This window comes from Streptomyces sp. NPDC038280, from assembly GCF_055600045.1.
In genome coordinates this window covers 354,230-372,545 of the sequence record NZ_JBVJYZ010000002.1, presented here as the reverse complement: position 1 = coordinate 372,545, position 18,316 = coordinate 354,230, and the positions used below count along the sequence as shown (strand labels likewise).

The window sequence follows — 18,316 nt, the reverse complement described above, 5'->3', positions numbered from 1 at the left end:
CTCGCCGCGTTGCCGACATGCCCGAGTAGCTCCGCTACGAGGGCATCCCGGCGCCTTGCGATCGCACGCACCGGACGCCGCGCGCCCCGCCCTTCGGGCGGACGGCCATACTTTCCGGACACTCCCTAGAGGGGCAGCTCCACGATCACGAGGCCCGGCGTCTCCGCGCCCGCGTCGGCGAGCACCGTGCCGTCCGGGCCCCAGACGGCGCTGCCGCCGCGGCATTCGCCCTCCTCGCTGCGCCCGACGGCATTGCCGAGCACGACATACAGGCCGTTGTCCCGGGCGCGTACGGGATAGACCTTCTCGAACGAGTCGTTCTCGGTGTCCAGCACCGAACTCGCCAGATACACCCGGCAGCCGTCGGCCGCGGCCCGTTCGGCGAGCTCCGGGAAACGGTTGTCGTAGCAGGTCGCCAGGGCGAAGCGGACGCCGTCCAGGGCGAAGCGGCCGTCCTCGGAGCCGGCCGCGAAGATGTCGTGCTCGATCCCGTGCAAACGCGCCTTGTCGTAACGGGCGAGGAGCCCGCCGTCCGGCCCGATGACGAGAGTGGTGATGCCGGGGCGCCCCTCGCGGGTGCGGACGGCGCCATTGACGACCGCCGCGGCGGAGGCGGTCCGGCACGCCTCGCGCAGCGGTTCCAGACGGGCGTCGTCCTCCGCCAGCCACAGCGTCGGGTCCTTGCCGATCAGCGTCGGCTCATACCCGGTCGTCGCCAGCTCGGCGAAGACGACCACCCGGGCGCCGCGATCGCCCGCGGCCCGGATCAGGCCCTCCATCTGCCGGACATTGGCCTCGATGTCACCCGCTACGGACGTGAACTGAGCTGCCGCTACCTTCATGCGCCCATCATCGCCGTCTCACCGGCCGGGAGAAAAGCCCGTCGAGCAGCGCGGCCGCCGTGGTCCGCGCCGGGGCATCCCTCCGCCGCGCCACCTGGTGGTGGCGGGGGTGAGAGGCCCGTCGCGCGGACCTGTCGCCGGCCCGGGAAGGACCTGCCGGTGATCGCCCGTTAGGACGCGGCCGCCACCCCGATGACCGCGCGGACCTGGGCGATGATGTCCAGCCGGTTGCGGACGAACTCCGGGTCGGTCACCACGCCCGTCGCCGGGTCCGTGTTCCCCGCGCCGAACTCGAGCACGGGCGTGTGGACATGACCGCCGGGCAGGGTCGTCAGACCCAGCTGGTCGCGCAGCAGGGTGGCGCGATAGGCGATCTCGTTGGAGAGGTAGTTCCCGCCGCCGCCGGCCCGCGCCGCCGAACCCGCCGTCGGCCCGTCGGGCCGGGTCACCGGCGCGCCGCCACCCGCCGGGATCTCGGTCACCGCGGTGTTGTCGTACACCGGGAAACGGCCGGTGTCCGCGGCGACGATCGCGCGGTACGGAAGCGTCGTCACCGTCCACTGTGGCTGCGACGCCGGATCGGCGACCGGGACCGTCTCCGTACGGCTGAGGTTGGCGTTGTCGGGGAACCCGCCCCGCCACGCTCCGTTGAACCGCTCGATGTCGAACCGGCCGGCCCGGCCCTGGCTCACCGTGGTGAAGAGATCCGCCCGGGGCAGCTGCGGGCGCAGGGTCCGCTCGACCGTGCCGTCGGCGAAGTCCTCCCAGCGGACCGGGAAGACCGCCGTCTCGATCCGCGCCAGGGCGCCGTCGGCGGTACGCACGAGGGTGCCGTCCAGGGCCAGTGCGGTCGCCCCCGACGGGTTGCTGATCCGGACGTCCCGGTCGAGCGTGAAGGGGTCGAAGCCGGTCATCACGATCCGCTTGAGGCCCTTGCCGGCCGGGAAGTTCATCGTGTCCTGGCCGCGCGAGGTCACTTCGAGCCGGTCGATGAGCCGGGCCAGCGCCTCGTCGGTGAGGGTGAACCCGGCTGTCCAGGCGCGCAGTTCACGGGTCAGGGCGAGCCGCGCCCAGTACAGCGGACGGTCGTCGTCCCGGCTCAGATCGCCCCCGGCGGGTCCGCGGCCCTGCGCCCGGTCCACCGCGCGCCGCCACAGCCGCGCGCCCTGCCGTTCGACGGTCCGCTCGGCCTCCCGGTAGGAGTCCGCGTCCCTCAGCGCCCGCGCGAACCGGGGCGCGTCGGCGTCGAATCCGCTCCGCCGCAGGATCTCTCGCGGCGCGGCCCGGTCGAGCCGTGCCTCCTCGACCGTGGTGGCGGGCGCGGGAGCGGAGGCAGGAGCCGCGGCCGACGCCGGGAGTGTCCCGATCGCGAGGGTGGTGGCGGCGAGGGCGAGACCGAGCGCGGTGCGCATCCGTGACACGGGAGTCCTTCCGTAGCGGTTCCCGGGCAGTATCCTCGCCCGTCCGCAACTCCCGCTACACCGCCCTCACTTGCCCGGACGGTCTTCTTCGCCCCGCAGCAGGGCGAGGAAGTCCCGGAACGCCGCCGGCATGTCGACCGACTCCGGGTCGAGCAGCCACTGGTACTGGAGACCGTCCATCACCGCCGTCAGCAGCGGCGCCGCCCGCTCCGGGGTCAGGCCGCCGGGCAACCGGTCGCCGTACTCCGCGCGCAGGACGTTCGCCATCTCCCCGCGGACCTGGGCGTAGCGGCGGGTGAAGAACTCCCGCGCCGGATGGCCGTCGGTCACGCTCTCGCCGAGCAGCGCCGAGAAGGTCTGCACGATGCCCGGCCGCATCGCGTTGTACTCGACGAGGGAGTCGAGGAGGTCGAGCCGCCAACCCTCCCGGCCGCCGGTCCCGCCGCCGCCCGTGTCCCACTGGTCGCGCTCCTCCAGGACCGCGACGAGCAGGGCCTCCTTGGTCGGGAAGTAGTGGAGCAGTCCCTGCTGGGTGAGGCCGACCCGCTCGGCGACCGCGCCCAGCGAGGCGCCGCGGTAGCCGCGCTCGGCGATCACTTCGAGGGCCGCGCGCAGGATCTCCGCCCGCCGCTCCTCGCTCCTGGCCCTCGCCATCACCCCTGTGCCCCTTCCCTGAGTCCTGCCCGAGGACCGTACGCCATGCCAAGATAACGACATTGTAACGACGCCTACCGCTCTACAGGTAAATGGGTCCACCATGGGCCCACCCGCAGCACAGCCCACCCCAGCGGGATATCCACGAGGAGGCACGGCCGTGGCAGACACGAACCAGGAAGACGTCCGCGAGCAGGCCGTCGAGGCGGCCCTCGGCAAGCTCGACCTCGACACCAAGGCGCGGCTGCTCGGCGGCCAGGACATGTGGTCGCTCACGGCCCTCCCGGAGATCGGCCTGAAATCCCTCGTGATGTCCGACGGCCCGATCGGCGTCCGGGGCGTGCGCTGGACCGCCGACGACCCCTCCATCGCCCTCCCGTCCCCGACCGCCCTGGCCGCCACGTGGGACACGTCCCTCGCCCGCCGCGCCGGCCGTCTCCTCGCCCAGGAGGCCCGCCGCAAGCGGGTGCACGTGCTGCTCGCGCCGACCGTGAACCTGCACCGCTCTCCGCTCGGCGGCCGCCACTTCGAGGCGTACAGCGAGGATCCCCACCTCACCGGCGAGATCGGCACCGGCTACGTCCGGGGCGTCCAGGACGGCGGCGTCGGCACCACCGTCAAGCACTTCGTCGCCAACGACGCCGAGACCGACCGCTTCACCGTCGACAACGTGATCGCCCCGCGCCCCCTGCGCGAGCTCTATTTCGCCCCCTTCGAGGCGATCGTCAAGAACGCCCACCCCTGGGGCATCATGACCGCCTACAACCAGGTCAACGGCGTGACCATGACCGAACACCGGTACCTGGTCAACGAGGTCCTGCGCGGCGAATGGGGCTTCGACGGCTACAACGTCTCCGACTGGATGGCCGCGCGCTCCACGATCGGTGACATCGAAGGCGGGCTCGACGTCGCCATGCCCGGACCGCGCACCGTCTACGGCGAGGCCCTCGCCGCCGCCGTCAGGGACGGCGAGGTGGAGGAGTCCGTCGTCGACGACGCCGTGCGCAACGTGCTGCGCCTCGCCGCCCGCGTCGGTCTGCTGGACGGCGCCCCGCCGGCCGTCACCGAGGCCCCGGCCCCGATCGACGGAGAGGCCCTCGCCCGCGAGATCGCCCGCCGCGGATTCGTCCTCGTACGCAACGAGGGCGAGACCCTGCCGCTGCGTCCCGGCGGCACGGTCGCCCTCATCGGCGCGGCCGCCCGCGACGCCCGCGTCCTCGGCGGCGGCTCCGCCCAGGTCTTCCCCGACCACACCGTCTCCCCCCTCGACGGGCTCACCGCCGCGCTGCCCGAGGGTGCGCTGACCTACGCGACCGGAGCCGACCCCAGCGACGAACTGGCCCCCGCCGGCCAGGGCTTCGTCCTGCGCGCCGTGTGCCGCGACGCCGAGGGCGGAATCCTCGGCGAGGGCACCCTGCCCAGCGGTCAGCTCCAGTGGATCGGCGACGACCTGCCCGCCGGTGTCACCCACGAGACCCTGCACTCCGTCGAGATCACCGGCGCCTTCACCCCGCGCGAGTCCGGCGAGCACGCCTTCGGCACCCGCGGACTCGGGGCCTTCACCCTCACCGTCGACGGCGAGACCCTCTATGAGGGGGTCCAGGAGATGGGGGAGGAGAGCGACCCCTTCGAGGCGTTCTTCGGCGCCCCGGTCGAGCGCGCCCGGGTCACCCTCACCGCGGGCGAGACGGTCGAGGTGTCCCTGCTCCACCCGCTGGACGAGGAGTTCAGGGCCCCGCTGCCCGGGGTGATGTTCTCCCTCGTCCACCTCGGTCCGCGCCGTGACCCCGACGAACTGATCGCCGAAGCCGTCGGGGCCGCCCGCTCCGCCGACACGGCCGTCGTCGTGGTCGCGACCACCGAGCGGGTCGAGTCCGAGGGCTTCGACCGCAAGGACCTCGCCCTCCCCGGTCACCAGGACGCACTCGTCCGGGCCGTGGCCGCCGTCAACCCGAACACCGTCGTCGTCGTCAACTCCGGCTCCCCGGTGGAAATGCCGTGGCGCGAGGACGTCGCCGCCATCCTGCTGAGCTGGTTCCCCGGCCAGGAGGGAGGCGCCGCGCTCGCCGACGTCCTCCTCGGCGCCGAGGAGCCCGGTGGCCGGCTGCCCACCACCTGGCCGGTCTCGCTGGCCGACGTCCCGGTCGCCGGGGTCACCCCGACGGACGGCGAACTCATCTACGACGAGGGCGTGTTCATCGGCTACCGGGCCTGGGACAGAGCGGGCACGGCCCCCGCGTACGCCTTCGGGCACGGCCTGGGCTACACCACCTGGTCGTACGAGTCCCTGGAGGCCACCCCGGCCGCGGCCACGGTCACCGTCCGCAACACCGGCACCCGTACCGGCCGCGAGGTCGTGCAGATCTACCTCGCCCCGCGCTCCGACACGGCCGAGCGCCCCGCCCGCTGGCTGGCCGGCTTCGCGAGCGTCGAGGCGGGGCCGGGCGAGAGCGTGGAGGTCGAGATCCCCCTCGCGCGCCGGGCGTTCGAGATCTGGGACGAGGAGGCCGGCGACTGGGCCTTCGTCGCCGGCACGTACGAGGTCAGGGCCGCGCACTCGCTCGCCGACGAACGGCTGAGCGTCACGCTGACGGTCGTCTGACCCGGTGAACCGGCCCCGGGGCGGTCCCTGACAGCCGCCCCGGGGCCCTACCGCACGCCGAAGGCGTACGTCGTCTCCGACGTGTACACCTCGCCCGGCCGCAGCACCGTGCTCGGGAACTCCGGACGGTTCGGCGAGTCGGGGAAGTGCTGCGTCTCCAGCGCGATGCCGGGGAGCCCCTCGGCCGCGTACACCTGGAGCCCCGGCTCACTCGTGGAGAGTGTCAGCACCCGCCCCGACACACCGGAGTACAGCTCCGCCGCCGGGCCGTCACCACGGTCCTCGTCCAGGACGAAGTTGTGGTCGAGGCCCACGCCGACCGGGCGCCTCTCACGGAAGTCCAGCCGCGTTCCGTCCACGGGCGACAGCTCGCCGGTGGGGATCGCCCGCCCGTCCACCGGCGTCCACCGCGCGGCCGCCACCCGCATCTCGTGCCCGCCCCCGAGGTCCCAGTACGAATGATTGGTCAGGTTCACCACCGTCGGCGCGTCCGTCACCGCCCGGTACGCGATCCGCAGCGCGCCCTCCGTGTCCACTGTGTAGGTCGCCGAGACCTCCAAGCGGCCCGGGAAGCCCTCTTCGCCGTCCTCGCTGACCCGGGACAGCCGCACGCCGTGCTCGACCGGCTCCGCGTCCCACACGCGCTTGTCGAAGCCACGCGGGCCGCCGTGCAGCGTGTTCGGCCCGGTGCCGCGCTCCAGCCGGTGGCGGCGGCCGTCGAGGGAGAAGGAGCCGCCCGCTATCCGGTTCGCGTAACGCCCCACCAGCGCACCGAAGTACGGGTCCGGATTCTTCAGATAGCCCGTCAGGTCCTGGAAGCCGAGCGCCACATGGGACACCGTGCCGTCGCGGTCCGGAGTGGTGACGGACTGCACGATCCCGCCGTAGGTCAGCACGCGCACCCGTGTACCGCCCCGTTCCAGCGTCCAGCGGTGCACGACCGTGCCGTCGTCCAGCTCTCCGAAGAATTCCATGATCAATAATCCTAGGCCGGGGGCTGCGCGGCCGTCACGTTGCGATAGGCGATCTCGGCCAGCCGGCGCTGGCCGTTCCTGCTCGGATGGAACCAGTCGATCTGGCTCAACTGCTCGCCGTCGAACCGGAACTCGAAGACCGCCCCACCGTCGTACCGGCAGCGCGTGTCCCGCGCGCAGATGTCCTTCAGCGCCTTGTTGTACGCCACCACCCGATCGTGCACCAGCGCCCGCCGGCGCTCGGCCGCTTCGCTCAGGTCGTCCGCGTCCCCCAGCATCGACGCGCAGATCCCCAGCTTCCAGATCTGCTTGCCCAGCGGGTTGTCCCGCCCGGTCGCCCACAGGCGCTTCAGGTCGGGCACGCTCGACACGTACACCTGGGCCTTCGGCGCCGACGCCCGCAGCCGCTTCATCGCCGCGGTGAACGCTGACGTGAACTCCGCGACGGGTGTCATCAGTTCGGTGCTGTCCCTGCAGGCGTCGTTCGCCCCGACCATCACCGCCACCAGCTCGGGCCGCATGGCGCCCGCCCGCTCCATCTGGTCGGGCAGATCCGCCATCCGTGCCCCGGTCCGCGCCAGGTTCCAGCTGCGCTCCGCCGCGCCCGACGTGCCGAGCAGCCGCAGGGCCAGGCTCTTGACGCCGGTGTCCGTCCCGGTCGCCCAGGAGACCTCCGGGCAGTCGGCGAGCAGCGTGCAGGCGTCGAAACCCCTGGTGATGGAGTCGCCGACGGCGGCGACCGAGCCGGGGGAGCGGTCCCAGAGCGGGGTGGGCCTCGGGGACGGCGAGGCGGACGCGGACCCGCCGGTGGCCCCGGTGCCCGCAGCCGTGCAGCCGGAGAGCGCGGTCACCGCCAGCAACGCCGCCGCGGTGAGAGCGGTGACCGTCCGTGAACGGCGACGCTCCCCTCGGCTCTTCCGCATTCCCCGGCCCCCTCCATCGGCTCTTCCGGCGTCCTGGCGAGTGAAAGCTTGGTGTCTACCGGCCCCTGGAGCGGTCGTACGTCACCCCAAGGGCGGCGCAGCACGGTAGCTTTTCCCCCGTCGAACCAGAGGCACCTTTGCCGGCCGGCTCCGGTAAATTACATCACGTCACATGCTGTCCCTTTTGCGGAGTTTTGCTCCCGATGCTGTTTACTGAGGCCGCTGGGAAAGGCGAACCTCGTCCCACACTGGAGGTCCCGGTGACGACACGTGGAGTCCTGTACGTACACTCCGCACCGCGCGCGCTGTGCCCGCACGTCGAATGGGCAGTGGCGGGTGTCCTCGGTGCGAGAGTCCAGCTCGACTGGATCCGTCAGCCTGCCGCCCCGGGCACCTGGAGAGCCGAGTTCTCCTGGAAGGCCGAATCGGGGACCGCCTCCAAGCTCGCCTCCGCCCTGCGCGGCTGGCAGATGCTGCGCTTCGAGGTCACGGCGGAGCCCTGCCCGGCCGCCGAGGGGGAGCGCTACAGCGCCACGCCCGAGCTGGGCATCTTTCACGCGGTCACCGGCATCCACGGCGACATCCTGATCCCCGAGGACCGGCTGCGCGCCGCCCTGGCGCGTTCCGCGCAGGGCGAGACGAACCTGGAGGCCGAGATCGCCAAACTCCTCGGCAAGCCCTGGGACGACGAGCTGGAGCCCTTCCGCTACGCGGGCGAGGGCGCGCCCGTGCGCTGGCTGCACCAGGTGGTGTGACCCCGGCCCTGTCCACCGTCGCTCGCCGCCGCCGCCGGCCTGGCCGCGGCCGCGCCGTCGGCTTCGGCCGCCTCCGCGGGACGCCTCCCCCCCGGGGGGCGACCCCGTACGAACACGCCGAAGGCCCCGCCGGGATCCCGACGGGGCCTTCGATCACGCTCACCCGCGGCCGTCCGCGCCGGACGGTGCGGGGCGCGTCGGGAATCAGACCGTACGGAAGGCGAGAACCACGTTGTGGCCGCCGAAACCGAACGAGTTGTTGATCGCCGCGATCGTCCCCTGCGGCAGCTCGCGAGGCTCGTCGCGGACGATGTCCGCGTCGACCGTCTCGTCGAGGTCGTCGAGGTTGATCGTCGGCGGAGCGGTCCGGTGGTGCAGCGCCAGGACCGTCGCGACGGTCTCGATGCCGCCCGCGCCACCGAGCAGGTGACCGGTCATGGACTTGGTCGCGGAGATCGCGACATGGTCGAGGTCGTCGCCGAGCACCTTGCGCAGCGCCTTCAGCTCCGCGATGTCACCCTGCGGGGTGGACGTGGCGTGAGCGTTCAGGTGGACGACCTCCGACGGCTTGAGGTCCGTAGTGTCCAGCAGGTTCTGCATGGCTGCGGCGATACCGCGGCCGGTCGGCTCGGGCTGCGCGATGTGGTGGCTGTCGGCCGACAGGCCCTGGCCCAGCACCTCGCAGTAGACCCGGGCACCGCGCGCGGCGGCGTGCTCGGCCGACTCCAGGACGACGACACCGGCGCCCTCGCCCAGGACGAAGCCGTCACGGGCCTTGTCGTAGGGGCGCGAGGCCTTGGCCGGCTCGTCGTTGTTCTTGGACATCGCCATCATGTTGGCGAAGGCCGCGATCGGCAGGGGGTGGATGGCCGCCTCGGTACCGCCGGCGATGACCACGTCGGCACGGCCGGTACGGATCATCTCGACGGCGTAGCCGATCGCCTCGGCACCCGACGCGCACGCGGACACGGGGGTGTGGACGCCCGCGCGGGCGTTCACCTCCAGACCGACGTTGGCGGAGGGGCCATTGGGCATCAGCATGGGCACGGTGTGCGGGGAGACGCGGCGTACGCCCTTCTCCTTCAGCACGTCGTACTGGTCGAGCAGGGTCGTCACGCCGCCGATGCCGGAGGCGATGACGGCGCCGAGCCGCTCGGGCAGGATCTTGTCGTCCTCACCGGCGGGGGCGTCGTAACCCGCGTCCGCCCACGCCTCGCGGGCCGCGATCAGCGCGAACTGCGCCGAGCGGTCCAGCTTGCGCGCGAGGGGCTTGGGCAGCACCTCACCGGGGTCGACCGCGGCGAGCGCCGCGATCCGGACGGGCAGTTCGGCGAAGCGTTCGCCCTCGAGTGGCCGGACGCCGGAGCGCCCCGCCATCAGACCTTCCCAGGTCGATGCCGTGTCGCCACCCAGCGGTGTGGTTGCGCCGATACCGGTGACGACCACGGTGCGATTGGTCGAGCTCACAGGAATTTTCTCCACGTGTGTAATGGTCGAATGCCGGCGCCACCGCTGGGTGGCGGACCGAGATCAGGCCTGGTGCTTCAGGATGTAGTCCGCGGCGTCGCCGACCGTCTTGAGGTTCTTGACGTCCTCGTCCGGGATCTTGACGTCGAAGCGCTCTTCGGCGGCGACGACGACCTCGACCATGGACAGCGAGTCGACGTCCAGGTCGTCGGTGAAGGACTTGTCCAGCTGGACGTCCTCGGTCGGGATACCGGCGATCTCGTTCACGATCTCGGCGAGACCTTCGACGATCTGCTCCTGCGTGGCGGCCATGTTGGCGCTCCTTCGGTGTGTATCAGAGGGTGAAACGGCAAATCCGTCCGGAAGATCCGTACGGCTGCCTAGGGGAGGGTAACGACCGTCGCGGCGTAGACGAGACCCGCCCCGAAGCCGATGACGAGTGCGGTGTCGCCGCTCTTCGCCTGTCCGGTCGCCAGGAGCCGCTCCATGGCGAGCGGAATCGAGGCGGCCGAAGTGTTGCCCGTCGTCTCCACGTCACGGGCGACCGTGACGTGCTCCGGCAGCTTGAGAGTCTTCACCATCGAGTCGATGATCCGCATGTTGGCCTGGTGCGGAATGAAGACATCGAGGTCGTCCGCCGAGATCCCGGCGGCGTCCAGGGCCTGCTGGGCGACCTTCGCCATCTCGAAGACGGCCCAGCGGAACACCGCCTGGCCCTCCTGCGTGATGGCCGGGAACTTCTCGGGACGCCCCGAACGGTAGTCGTCCCACGGCACGGTCTGCTTGATCGTCTCGGACTTGTCGCCCTCCGAGCCCCACACGGTCGGGCCGATTCGCGGCTCCTTCGAGGGGCCGACGACGACCGCGCCCGCGCCGTCACCGAACAGGAAGGCCGTGGCACGGTCCTCCAGGTCGGTCAGGTCGCTCAGCCGCTCCACACCGATCACGAGCACGTACTCGGCGGAACCTTCCACCACCATGCCCTTGGCGAGCGTCAGGCCGTAGCCGAAGCCCGCGCAGCCCGCCGAGATGTCGAACGCGGCCGGCTTGTTCGCGCCGATCTTGTCCGCGATCTCGGTGGCGACGGCCGGGGTCTGCTTGAAGTGCGAGACGGTGGAGACGATCACGCCACCGATCTGGGCCGGTGTGATGCCGGCGTCCGCGATGGCCTTGCCCGCCGCCTCGACGGACATCGCGGCCACGGTCTCCTCGTCGGAGGCCCAGTGGCGGGTCGCGATGCCTGAGCGGGAGCGGATCCACTCGTCGGAGGAGTCGATCGTCTCGAGGATCACCTCGTTCGGCACGACCCGGGTCGGCCGGTAACCGCCGACGCCCATGATCCGCGCGTACGGGGCGCCCTGACTGGGCTTGATCTTCGACATGCTCTACGGCTCCTTGTCAGGCGCCCGCCGCGTCAGCGGCAGGTGCACCGGTCTCGGCGAGCAGCGTGCGGGCCGCGTCGAGGTCGTCGGGGGTCTTCAGCGCGAGCGTCTTCACGCCCGGCAGAGCGCGCTTGGCGATACCGGTCAGGGTGCCACCGGGGCACACCTCCAGGAGAGCGGTCACGCCCAGTTCCTTGAACGTGTCCATGCACAGGTCCCAGCGGACCGGGTTGGCGACCTGGCCGACCAGGCGCGAGAGCACCTCGGCGCCGGTGGCGACGGTCCGCCCGTCCTTGTTGGAGACATATGTCACGGCGGGGTCGGCGAGGGAGAGACCCGAAGCGGCCTCCTCCAGCGCGGCGACCGCGGGAGCCATGTGGTGCGTGTGGAACGCGCCGGCCACCTTCAGCGCCACGACCCGGCGGACGCCCTCGGGCTTGTCGGCCTCCAGCGCGGCGAGCTGCTCCATCGTGCCGGCGGCCACGATCTGCCCGGCGCCGTTCACATTGGCGGCGGTCAGACCCAGCTTCTCCAGGTGCGGAACGGTCACCTCGGGGTCGCCGCCCAGCAGCGCCGACATACCGGTCTCGGTGACGGCGGCGGCCTCGGCCATCGCCATGCCACGGGTACGTACGAAGCGCAGCGCGGCGACGTCGTCGAGGACGCCCGCGAAGGCGGCGGCGGTGATCTCGCCGACGCTGTGGCCGGCGACGGCGCCGGGCGTGCCCGCCGCGTCAGCGGCAAAGGTCACAGTGCCGAGCGCCGCGGCGGACAGCAGACCGGCGGCGACCAGCAGCGGCTGGGCCACAGCGGTGTCGCGGATCTCGTCCGCGTCGGCCTTCGTGCCGTAGTGGGCGAGGTCCAGTCCGATGGCCTCGGACCACGCGGCGACGCGGTCGGCGGCGCCGGGGAGTTCGAGCCAGGGAGTCAGGAAGCCGGGCGTCTGAGCGCCTTGGCCGGGAGCGACGAGTACGAGCACCCTCACACTCTCTCTTGTGGACGGTCCTGGGCGCCCGTGGGGACTGGGACGAAGAACCGTCAGGGGAATTGTCGATGTCCAACAAAAGTCTAGGACTGCGAATCCGCGTCGGCCAAGCGCCCCAGGATCAGCGCGATCCGGAGCGTGAAGGCGGAGCGCACATCGGAGGGTGACCAGCCGGTGACGTCGGTCACACGTCGGAGCCGGTAGCGCACGGTGTTGGGGTGGACGAAGAGCATCCGCGCGGCGCCCTCCAGGCTGCTGGCCTGCTCCAAATAGACGCTCAGTGTTTCCAGGAGCGCCGAGCCCGCTTCCTCCAGTGGTCTGTAGATCTCCTCCACCAGCTGCTCGCGCGCCGCGGGGTCGGAGGCAATCGCGCGCTCCGGCAGCAGATCGTCCGCGAGCACCGGCCGGGGGGCGTCCTGCCACGCCGAACACGCCTTGAGCCCGGCGGCGGCGGCCTGGGCGGACCGGGTCGCGGCCAGCAGGTCCGGAACCACGGGACCGGCGACCACCGGACCGGCCGCGTACGGCCCGATCAGCGACTTCGCCACGTGCAGCGGGTTGTCGCTGCCGCCCGCGATGACGACCAGCCGGTCGCCGAGGACCCCGGTCAGCACCTGCAGCTTGGCGTGCCGGGCGGCCCGCCGGATCGCCTCCACGGTCAGTTCGCTGTCCCCGTCGGGGGCGGTGCCGAGCACCACACACACGTGCTCCGGCGAGTTCCAGCCGAGGGCCGCCGCGCGCGAGACGGCGCCCTCGTCGGCCTCGCCCGACAGCACCGCGTTCACGACCAGCGACTCGAGCCGGGCGTCCCAGGCACCGCGTGCCTCGGCGGCCTGCGCGTACACCTGGGCGGTCGCGAACGCGATCTCACGGGCGTACACCAGCAGCGCCTCGCGCAGCACCGACTCGTCACCCGGAGCGGCGACCTCCTCGATCGCCGACTCCATGACCTCGATGGTCGTGCGGACCATCTCGACGGTCTGGCGCAGGGTGATCGCCCGGGTCAGCTCGCGGGGAGCCGTGCCGAAGACGTCGGTGGAGATCGCCTGCGGGGTCTCCGGGTGCCGGAACCACTCGGTGAACGCGGCGATACCGGCCTGGGCGACCAGGCCGATCCAGGACCGGTTCTCGGGAGGCATCGCCCGGTACCACGGAAGCGTCTCGTCCATGCGCGCGATGGCGTTCGCGGCGAGCCGCCCGGAGGACTGTTCCAGGCGCTTGAGAGTGGCGGCGTGCGGATGGGCGGCGTTCACGGGTTCTGGCACGGGGACAAGACTGCCTTATCGGGACGGTGCCATGTCCGGGCGGGGCGGTTTGTCCGCGCCCCCGGCGGGCTACGGTGGGCCGGTGATGTCAGTGCAGCGTTCAGCGGACCGCTATGCCGGGGGCGACCCGGCCGCCGGGATCGAGACCCGGCACGCCTTCTCCTTCGGCCGGTTCTACGACCCCGACAACCTCCGCTTCGGCGCCGTCCTGGCCTGCAACGAGGAACGGCTCGCGCCGGGCGCGGGCTTCGACGAGCACCCGCACAGCCACACCGAGATCGTCACCTGGGTCGTCGAGGGCGAGCTCACCCACCGCGACTCGGCCGGACACGCCACCGTGATCCGCCCCGGCGACGTCCAGCGGCTCAGTGCCGCCTCCGGAGTGCGGCACGTGGAACGCAACGACGGCGACGTCCCGCTGGTCTTCGTCCAGATGTGGCTGGCCCCGCTGGACCCCGGCGGGGAGCCCGCGTACGAGGTCGTGCGCGGCATCGCGGACGCCACCCCCTACGCCCTGCCGGAGGCCGGCGCGATGCTGCACGTCCGGCGCCTGGCCCCCGGCGAGCGGACCGCCGTCCCGGACGCGGCCCTGCTGTACGCGCATGTCGTGGGCGGCGAAGTCTCCCTGGCCGGAGAGCACCTGGGGCCGGGCGACGCGGCACGCGTCACGGCGGCGGAGGGCCTGGAGCTGCGGGCCGACACCTCCGCGGAGGTACTGCTCTGGGAGATGAAGGGCTGAGCCCCTCAGCCCCGCACGGCGCTCTTGGCCCGCCACTGGTCCCAGCTGAGGTTCCACGCGCCATAGCCGTTGCCCTCGGCGACGGTCCCCTTGGTGTCCTCGCCCTTGATCTCGAACGGGTCGCCGACCCGTACCTGCCCGTAGAAGTACGCGGCGTTCGCATCGCTCATGCCGATGCAGCCGGAGCTCTTGTTGGCCCGGCCGAAGTAGGCGGAGTTCCACGGCGCCGCGTGGGTGTACATCCCCGACCAGGTCAGCCGCATCGAGTAGTCGACCATCTTGTCGTAGGCGTCGCCGAGACCCACCGTCTCCGAGTTCATGTTGATCGTCCCCTCCTTCGCCATCAGGACCGCCGTGCCCCTCCAGGACCGCTTGTCGCCCCCCGGAGTGCCGCCGGACACCGGTATCTCGCGCACCTGCCTCCCGTCCCGCTCCAGGGTCAGCCTCTTGCGGTCGAGGTCGACACGGACGATCTGCCGGGCGCCGACGGTGAAGCCGGTCCGGTAGTCGCGCACGAACCAGCCCCCGCTCCCGCCGGAGTCGGTGCCGTTCAACCGGGCGTCCAGCGTCACCTTCGTGCCGGACTTCCAGTACTCCCTCGGCCGCCAGTCGACCCTGTCCTTGCCTGACCAGTCACGCACCCAGCCCCACGAGCCCACGGTGTTGTCCGAGGTGGTCACCCGCAACTGCCTCTCGACCTCCGCCTTGTTCGCGACCGGACGGTCGAAGACGATCGACAGCGGCTGGGCGACACCCACCGTGGTGTTCTTGCCCGGCGCCAGCGTCAGTCTGTTGACCCTCTCCGCCTCGGCGGTGGAGAACGTCGCCCGGGTCGTGTCGGTGCGGCCGCTGCCCGTACGGGTCGTCACCTGGACCGTGTACGAGGCGCCGGGCGCCGCCTTCCGGTCCGACGTCCAGGTCGTCCGGTCCGCGGAAGGACGCCCGGAGAGCGCGGCGCCCCGAGCGTCGACGACCGTCACCGTGCCCAGCGTGCCGCCCTTCGCCGTGACGACCACCGGCCTCCCGGCGGCGACGCCCTTCCCGGCCGGTGTCACGGTCACGGTGGCCGGAGCGCCACCGCCGGGCTTGGCGTCGTCCGGCGCGGCACCGGCGCCGCCGCCCCCGCCCGAACAGGCACTGAGCGCCGCACCCAGAACGACGGCCACGACTGCCGGGCGCATGCGGACAGGACTCATGGAGACCTCCAGAAAGTGGGGAATTGCCGGGACTCTAAGCGGCGGGAAGCGCCGGAAACCGGCTCGCGCGCCATGTGACGACGGCTGCAGAGGAACGGTCATCGTCCGGTCACACACGCCGCGCGGCACGGTCACGGACGGCTGTGAACCTCCTGTGCGTCCCACCAACGAGGGGGCGGAACACGGAGGCTCACGTTGTGTCAGCGCTGCTCGTGACGGCCGGCCGCGGCCAGGAAACGCGGCTGGGTCCCATCACCGCCGAGACCTACCGCGCGTACATCGCATCCCGCGCGTCGGCGCCCGGAGGCCCCAGCTTTCTGCAGTGCCCGTCCTGGGCCGAGGTGAAGGAGGGCTGGCGTCCCCACTTCGTCGGCTGGGAATCCGCCGGCGATCAGGAGAGGCCCGGCGTGCTCGCCGGGGCCGCCCTCGCGTTGCTGCGGCCCTTCCCCGGCACCCGCAAGTACTTCGCCTACCTGCCCGAAGGGCCCGTCGCCGACTGGTCCGACCCGGACATCGACGGCTGGCTCACCCCGCTGCTGCGGCATCTGCGGGCGGCCGGCGCCTTCGCCGTCCGCATTGGCCCCTCGCCGGTCTTCCGGCGCTGGGACGCCGCCCGGCTCAAGTCCCTCGCCGGCAACGGCCGGCGGCTGTCCGACGTCCTCGCCTGCGAGGTGGACCCTCTCGGCACCGCCGTGGCCGAACGGCTCCGGGCCCGCGGCTGGCGGCGCTGCGGAGGCGACAGCCCCGACGGGCCCGCCGACGGCGATGCCCAGCCCCGCATCGTCTTCCAGGTCCCGCTGGCCGGACGCACCGCCGACGACCTGTGGAACGGGCTCAACCAGGAGTGGCGGCGCAACGTCCGCCGCGCCCGGAAGTCCGGCGTCGAGGTGGTCGTCGGGACCGCCGCCGACCTTCCCGACTTCTACCGGCTGCTGCGTGTCACCGAGGAGCGCGACGGCTTCCGGCTCGGCCGCACCCTGGCGTACTACCAGCGGCAGTACGAGGCTCTCAACGCCGAGGAACCGGGCCGGATGAAGCTCTACCTCGCCCGCCACCAGGGCGAGACCCTCGCCGCGCACACCATGATCACGGTGGGCCGCCGGGTCTGGTACCAGACGGGCGCCTCCGCCGACCACCGCCGCGAGGTGCGCCCCTCCAACGCCCTGCAGTGGCGCATGATGCTCGACGCCCACGCCCTTGGAGCCGACGTCTACGACATGCGCGGGGTACCCTCCACCCTCGATCCGGACGACCGCGGATACGGGCTGACGCGCTGGAAACTGGGCACCGGGGGACAGGTCGTCGAGACGCTGGGGGAGTGGGAGACACCGTTGGCAGGCACGACCAACCACACGCTGTACCGGGCGTTCCAGGCCTATCTGGCCCGTCGATGAGCGGGCGTACGGGCACCGCCCCGGAGACGGGTCCGGGGAGCGCCGCCACGGACACCGGCCCGCAGGCCGCGGCGGCGGATGCCGGCGCCCCGGAACAGGCAGCCCCCGCCGCTTCCGCGCTGCGCAGCGGGGCAGTGATGGCCGCCGGGTCCGTGGTCTCCCGCGCCACCGGGTTCGTGCGGTCCGCCACCGTCGCCGCGGCTCTCGGGACCGGGCTCGTCGCCGACGGCTACGCCGTGGGCAACTCCGTCCCCACGATCGTCTACACCCTGCTCATCGGCGGCGCCCTCAACGCCGTCTTCGTGCCCGAACTGGTCAAAGCCGCCAAGGAACACGCCGACGGCGGCCGCGCCTACACCGACCGGCTGCTCACGCTCAGCGTGAGCGCCCTGCTGCTGATCACCGCGACCGCGGTGCTCGCCGCCCCCGCGCTCGTGGACGCCTACACCGACTACACCGGAGCGCAGGAGACCATGACGGTCGCCTTCGCCCGCTTCTGTCTGCCGCAGATCCTCTTCCTCGGCGTGTTCACGCTGCTCGGCCAAGTGCTCAACGCCCGCGGCCGGTTCGGCGCCATGATGTGGACCCCCGTCCTCAACAACATCGTCGTCATCGCCGTGTTCGCGCTCTACCTGACGACCGTCGCCACCTCGCCCGACGGCACGCTCACCCCCGCAGCCACCGCGCTCCTCGGCTGGGGCACCACCGCCGGCATCGTCGTCCAGGCACTCGCGCTCCTGCCCGCGCTGCGCGCCGCCCGCTTCCGCTTCCGCCCCCGGTTCGACTGGCGGGGCAGCGGACTGACCCGGCCCATGCGCGCGGCCGGCTGGCTGGTCCTCCTCGTCCTCACCAACCAGGCCGTGTACTGGGTCACCACCCGTCTGGCGACGGCCGCGGGCCAGCACGCGGCGACTCAGGGCATCGACGGCGGCGCGGGCTTCAGCGCGTACAACAACGCCTATCTGCTGTGGATCGTCCCCCACGGGATCGTGACGGTCTCCCTCGTCACCGCGCTGATGCCGCGCATGAGCGGATCGGCCGCCGACGGGGACACCGCGGCCCTGCGCGGCGACGTCTCGTACGCGCTGCGCACCAGTTCCGCGGCCGTCGTCCCGGCGGCCTGCGCGCTGTTCGCCCTCGCCGGACCCGTGATGGCGCTGGTCTTCCAGTACGGCCGGACCGACGCCGACGCCATCGCCGTGATGGCCCCCATCCTGATGGCCTTCGCGCCCGGACTGATCGCGCTGTCGGGCCAGTACGTCCTCTCGCGGACCTTCTACGCCCTGCGCGACACCCGCACGCCGTTCCTCCTCAACCTGGTGATCGCCGCCCTCAACGCAGGGCTCTCGGTGGTCGCGTACCACCTGCTGCCCGCGCGCTGGTCGGTCACCGGCATGGCCGCGGCGTACTCGCTGGCGCTCTGGGCGGGTTGGGCGCTCACCGCCCATGTCCTGACGCGGCGGCTCGGCCCGGGGGAAGGCCGTGCCCGCTCCTCGCTCACCCGGCTGCTCGCCGCCGCGCTGCCCGCCGCCGCGCTCGGCCTGCTCGCCGCCGCCCGGTCGTCGGGAGCCGGCCCCCTCGTGTCCGCGGCCGCCGGCGCGGCGGTGATCCTCGCCGTCTTCGCGCTCCTGGCCCGCCCCCTGCGGCTGACGGAGGTCGACGCCCTGCTCTCCGCGGCGGTACGCCGTCTGCGCCCCGCGCGCCGCTGACCCTCTTC

General features: G+C 72.3%; 16 protein-coding genes. 5 read left to right on the top strand and 11 right to left on the bottom strand.

Annotated elements, in window-relative coordinates; genetic code table 11:
- Positions 1–125 precede the first annotated feature (125 nt).
- The 3 genes from ACZ7J0_RS06800 to ACZ7J0_RS06790 form a co-directional block, all read right to left on the bottom strand.
- Positions 126–842, bottom strand: coding sequence for a carbon-nitrogen hydrolase family protein (locus ACZ7J0_RS06800; RefSeq protein WP_470884683.1), 717 nt, complete (start codon positions 840–842; stop codon positions 126–128).
- A 170-nt stretch (positions 843–1,012) separates the two neighbouring features.
- Entirely contained in the window at positions 1,013–2,254 is a 1,242-nt protein-coding gene (locus tag ACZ7J0_RS06795) for a pyroglutamyl-peptidase I (RefSeq protein WP_470884681.1), read from the bottom strand.
- A 75-nt stretch (positions 2,255–2,329) separates the two neighbouring features.
- Positions 2,330–2,917, bottom strand: coding sequence for a TetR/AcrR family transcriptional regulator (locus tag ACZ7J0_RS06790; protein ID WP_470884679.1), 588 nt, complete (start codon positions 2,915–2,917; stop codon positions 2,330–2,332).
- Positions 2,918–3,020: 103 nt separating this feature from the next.
- Here ACZ7J0_RS06790 and ACZ7J0_RS06785 point away from each other — a divergent pair, with 103 nt between their 5' ends.
- Positions 3,021–5,519 carry a glycoside hydrolase family 3 protein gene (locus tag ACZ7J0_RS06785; RefSeq protein ID WP_470884677.1) on the top strand — a complete coding sequence of 833 codons (2,499 nt, stop codon included), beginning with the start codon at positions 3,021–3,023 and terminating at the stop codon, positions 5,517–5,519.
- Positions 5,520–5,566: 47 nt separating this feature from the next.
- Here ACZ7J0_RS06785 and ACZ7J0_RS06780 read toward each other — a convergent pair whose 3' ends face one another.
- Together ACZ7J0_RS06780 and ACZ7J0_RS06775 are read right to left on the bottom strand one after the other, a co-directional pair.
- Positions 5,567–6,496 carry an aldose epimerase family protein gene (locus ACZ7J0_RS06780; RefSeq protein WP_470885163.1) on the bottom strand — a complete coding sequence of 310 codons (930 nt, stop codon included), beginning with the start codon at positions 6,494–6,496 and terminating at the stop codon, positions 5,567–5,569.
- An 8-nt stretch (positions 6,497–6,504) separates the two neighbouring features.
- A complete protein-coding gene (locus ACZ7J0_RS06775; RefSeq protein WP_470884675.1) occupies positions 6,505–7,416 on the bottom strand; it encodes an SGNH/GDSL hydrolase family protein in 912 nt (303 codons plus the stop codon).
- Between the two features lie 260 nt (positions 7,417–7,676).
- On the opposite strand from ACZ7J0_RS06775, the gene ACZ7J0_RS06770 reads away from it, so the two are divergent.
- A complete protein-coding gene (locus ACZ7J0_RS06770; RefSeq protein WP_468705566.1) occupies positions 7,677–8,171 on the top strand; it encodes a DUF3145 domain-containing protein in 495 nt (164 codons plus the stop codon).
- A 204-nt stretch (positions 8,172–8,375) separates the two neighbouring features.
- Here the strand turns inward: ACZ7J0_RS06770 and fabF are convergent, their stop codons facing one another.
- The 5 genes from fabF to fasR all read right to left on the bottom strand — a co-directional run bounded on the left by fabF (position 8,376) and on the right by fasR (position 13,270).
- Complete coding sequence (gene fabF, locus ACZ7J0_RS06765) at positions 8,376–9,638, bottom strand: beta-ketoacyl-ACP synthase II (protein ID WP_470884673.1); 1,263 nt, start codon at positions 9,636–9,638, stop codon at positions 8,376–8,378.
- Positions 9,639–9,701: 63 nt separating this feature from the next.
- Positions 9,702–9,950: an acyl carrier protein gene (locus tag ACZ7J0_RS06760; RefSeq protein WP_468705563.1), complete on the bottom strand. Its 249-nt coding sequence runs from the start codon at positions 9,948–9,950 to the stop codon at positions 9,702–9,704.
- A gap of 68 nt (positions 9,951–10,018) precedes the next feature.
- Positions 10,019–11,020 carry a beta-ketoacyl-ACP synthase 3 gene (locus ACZ7J0_RS06755; RefSeq protein WP_470884672.1) on the bottom strand — a complete coding sequence of 334 codons (1,002 nt, stop codon included), beginning with the start codon at positions 11,018–11,020 and terminating at the stop codon, positions 10,019–10,021.
- A 16-nt stretch (positions 11,021–11,036) separates the two neighbouring features.
- The gene (locus ACZ7J0_RS06750; RefSeq protein ID WP_470884670.1) at positions 11,037–11,999 is read right to left on the bottom strand and encodes an ACP S-malonyltransferase; all 963 of its coding nucleotides are present in this window, start codon (positions 11,997–11,999) and stop codon (positions 11,037–11,039) included.
- A gap of 89 nt (positions 12,000–12,088) precedes the next feature.
- Positions 12,089–13,270, bottom strand: coding sequence for a fatty acid biosynthesis transcriptional regulator FasR (fasR, locus tag ACZ7J0_RS06745; protein ID WP_469118378.1), 1,182 nt, complete (start codon positions 13,268–13,270; stop codon positions 12,089–12,091).
- Positions 13,271–13,355: 85 nt separating this feature from the next.
- Here fasR and ACZ7J0_RS06740 point away from each other — a divergent pair, with 85 nt between their 5' ends.
- Positions 13,356–14,009 (top strand): pirin family protein, encoded by a 654-nt coding sequence (locus ACZ7J0_RS06740; protein ID WP_470884668.1) that lies wholly within the window; start codon positions 13,356–13,358, stop codon positions 14,007–14,009.
- A gap of 5 nt (positions 14,010–14,014) precedes the next feature.
- On the opposite strand, the gene ACZ7J0_RS06735 is transcribed toward ACZ7J0_RS06740, so the two are convergent.
- Positions 14,015–15,205, bottom strand: a complete 1,191-nt coding sequence (locus tag ACZ7J0_RS06735; protein ID WP_470884666.1) for a L,D-transpeptidase — start codon at positions 15,203–15,205, stop codon at positions 14,015–14,017.
- Between the two features lie 197 nt (positions 15,206–15,402).
- Here ACZ7J0_RS06735 and ACZ7J0_RS06730 point away from each other — a divergent pair, with 197 nt between their 5' ends.
- Together ACZ7J0_RS06730 and murJ are read left to right on the top strand one after the other, a co-directional pair.
- Entirely contained in the window at positions 15,403–16,599 is a 1,197-nt protein-coding gene (locus tag ACZ7J0_RS06730; protein WP_470884665.1) for a lipid II:glycine glycyltransferase FemX, read from the top strand.
- A complete protein-coding gene (gene murJ, locus ACZ7J0_RS06725; protein ID WP_470884663.1) occupies positions 16,596–18,308 on the top strand; it encodes a murein biosynthesis integral membrane protein MurJ in 1,713 nt (570 codons plus the stop codon). Before ACZ7J0_RS06730 ends, murJ begins: the two co-directional genes overlap by 4 nt.
- Positions 18,309–18,316 lie beyond the last annotated feature (8 nt).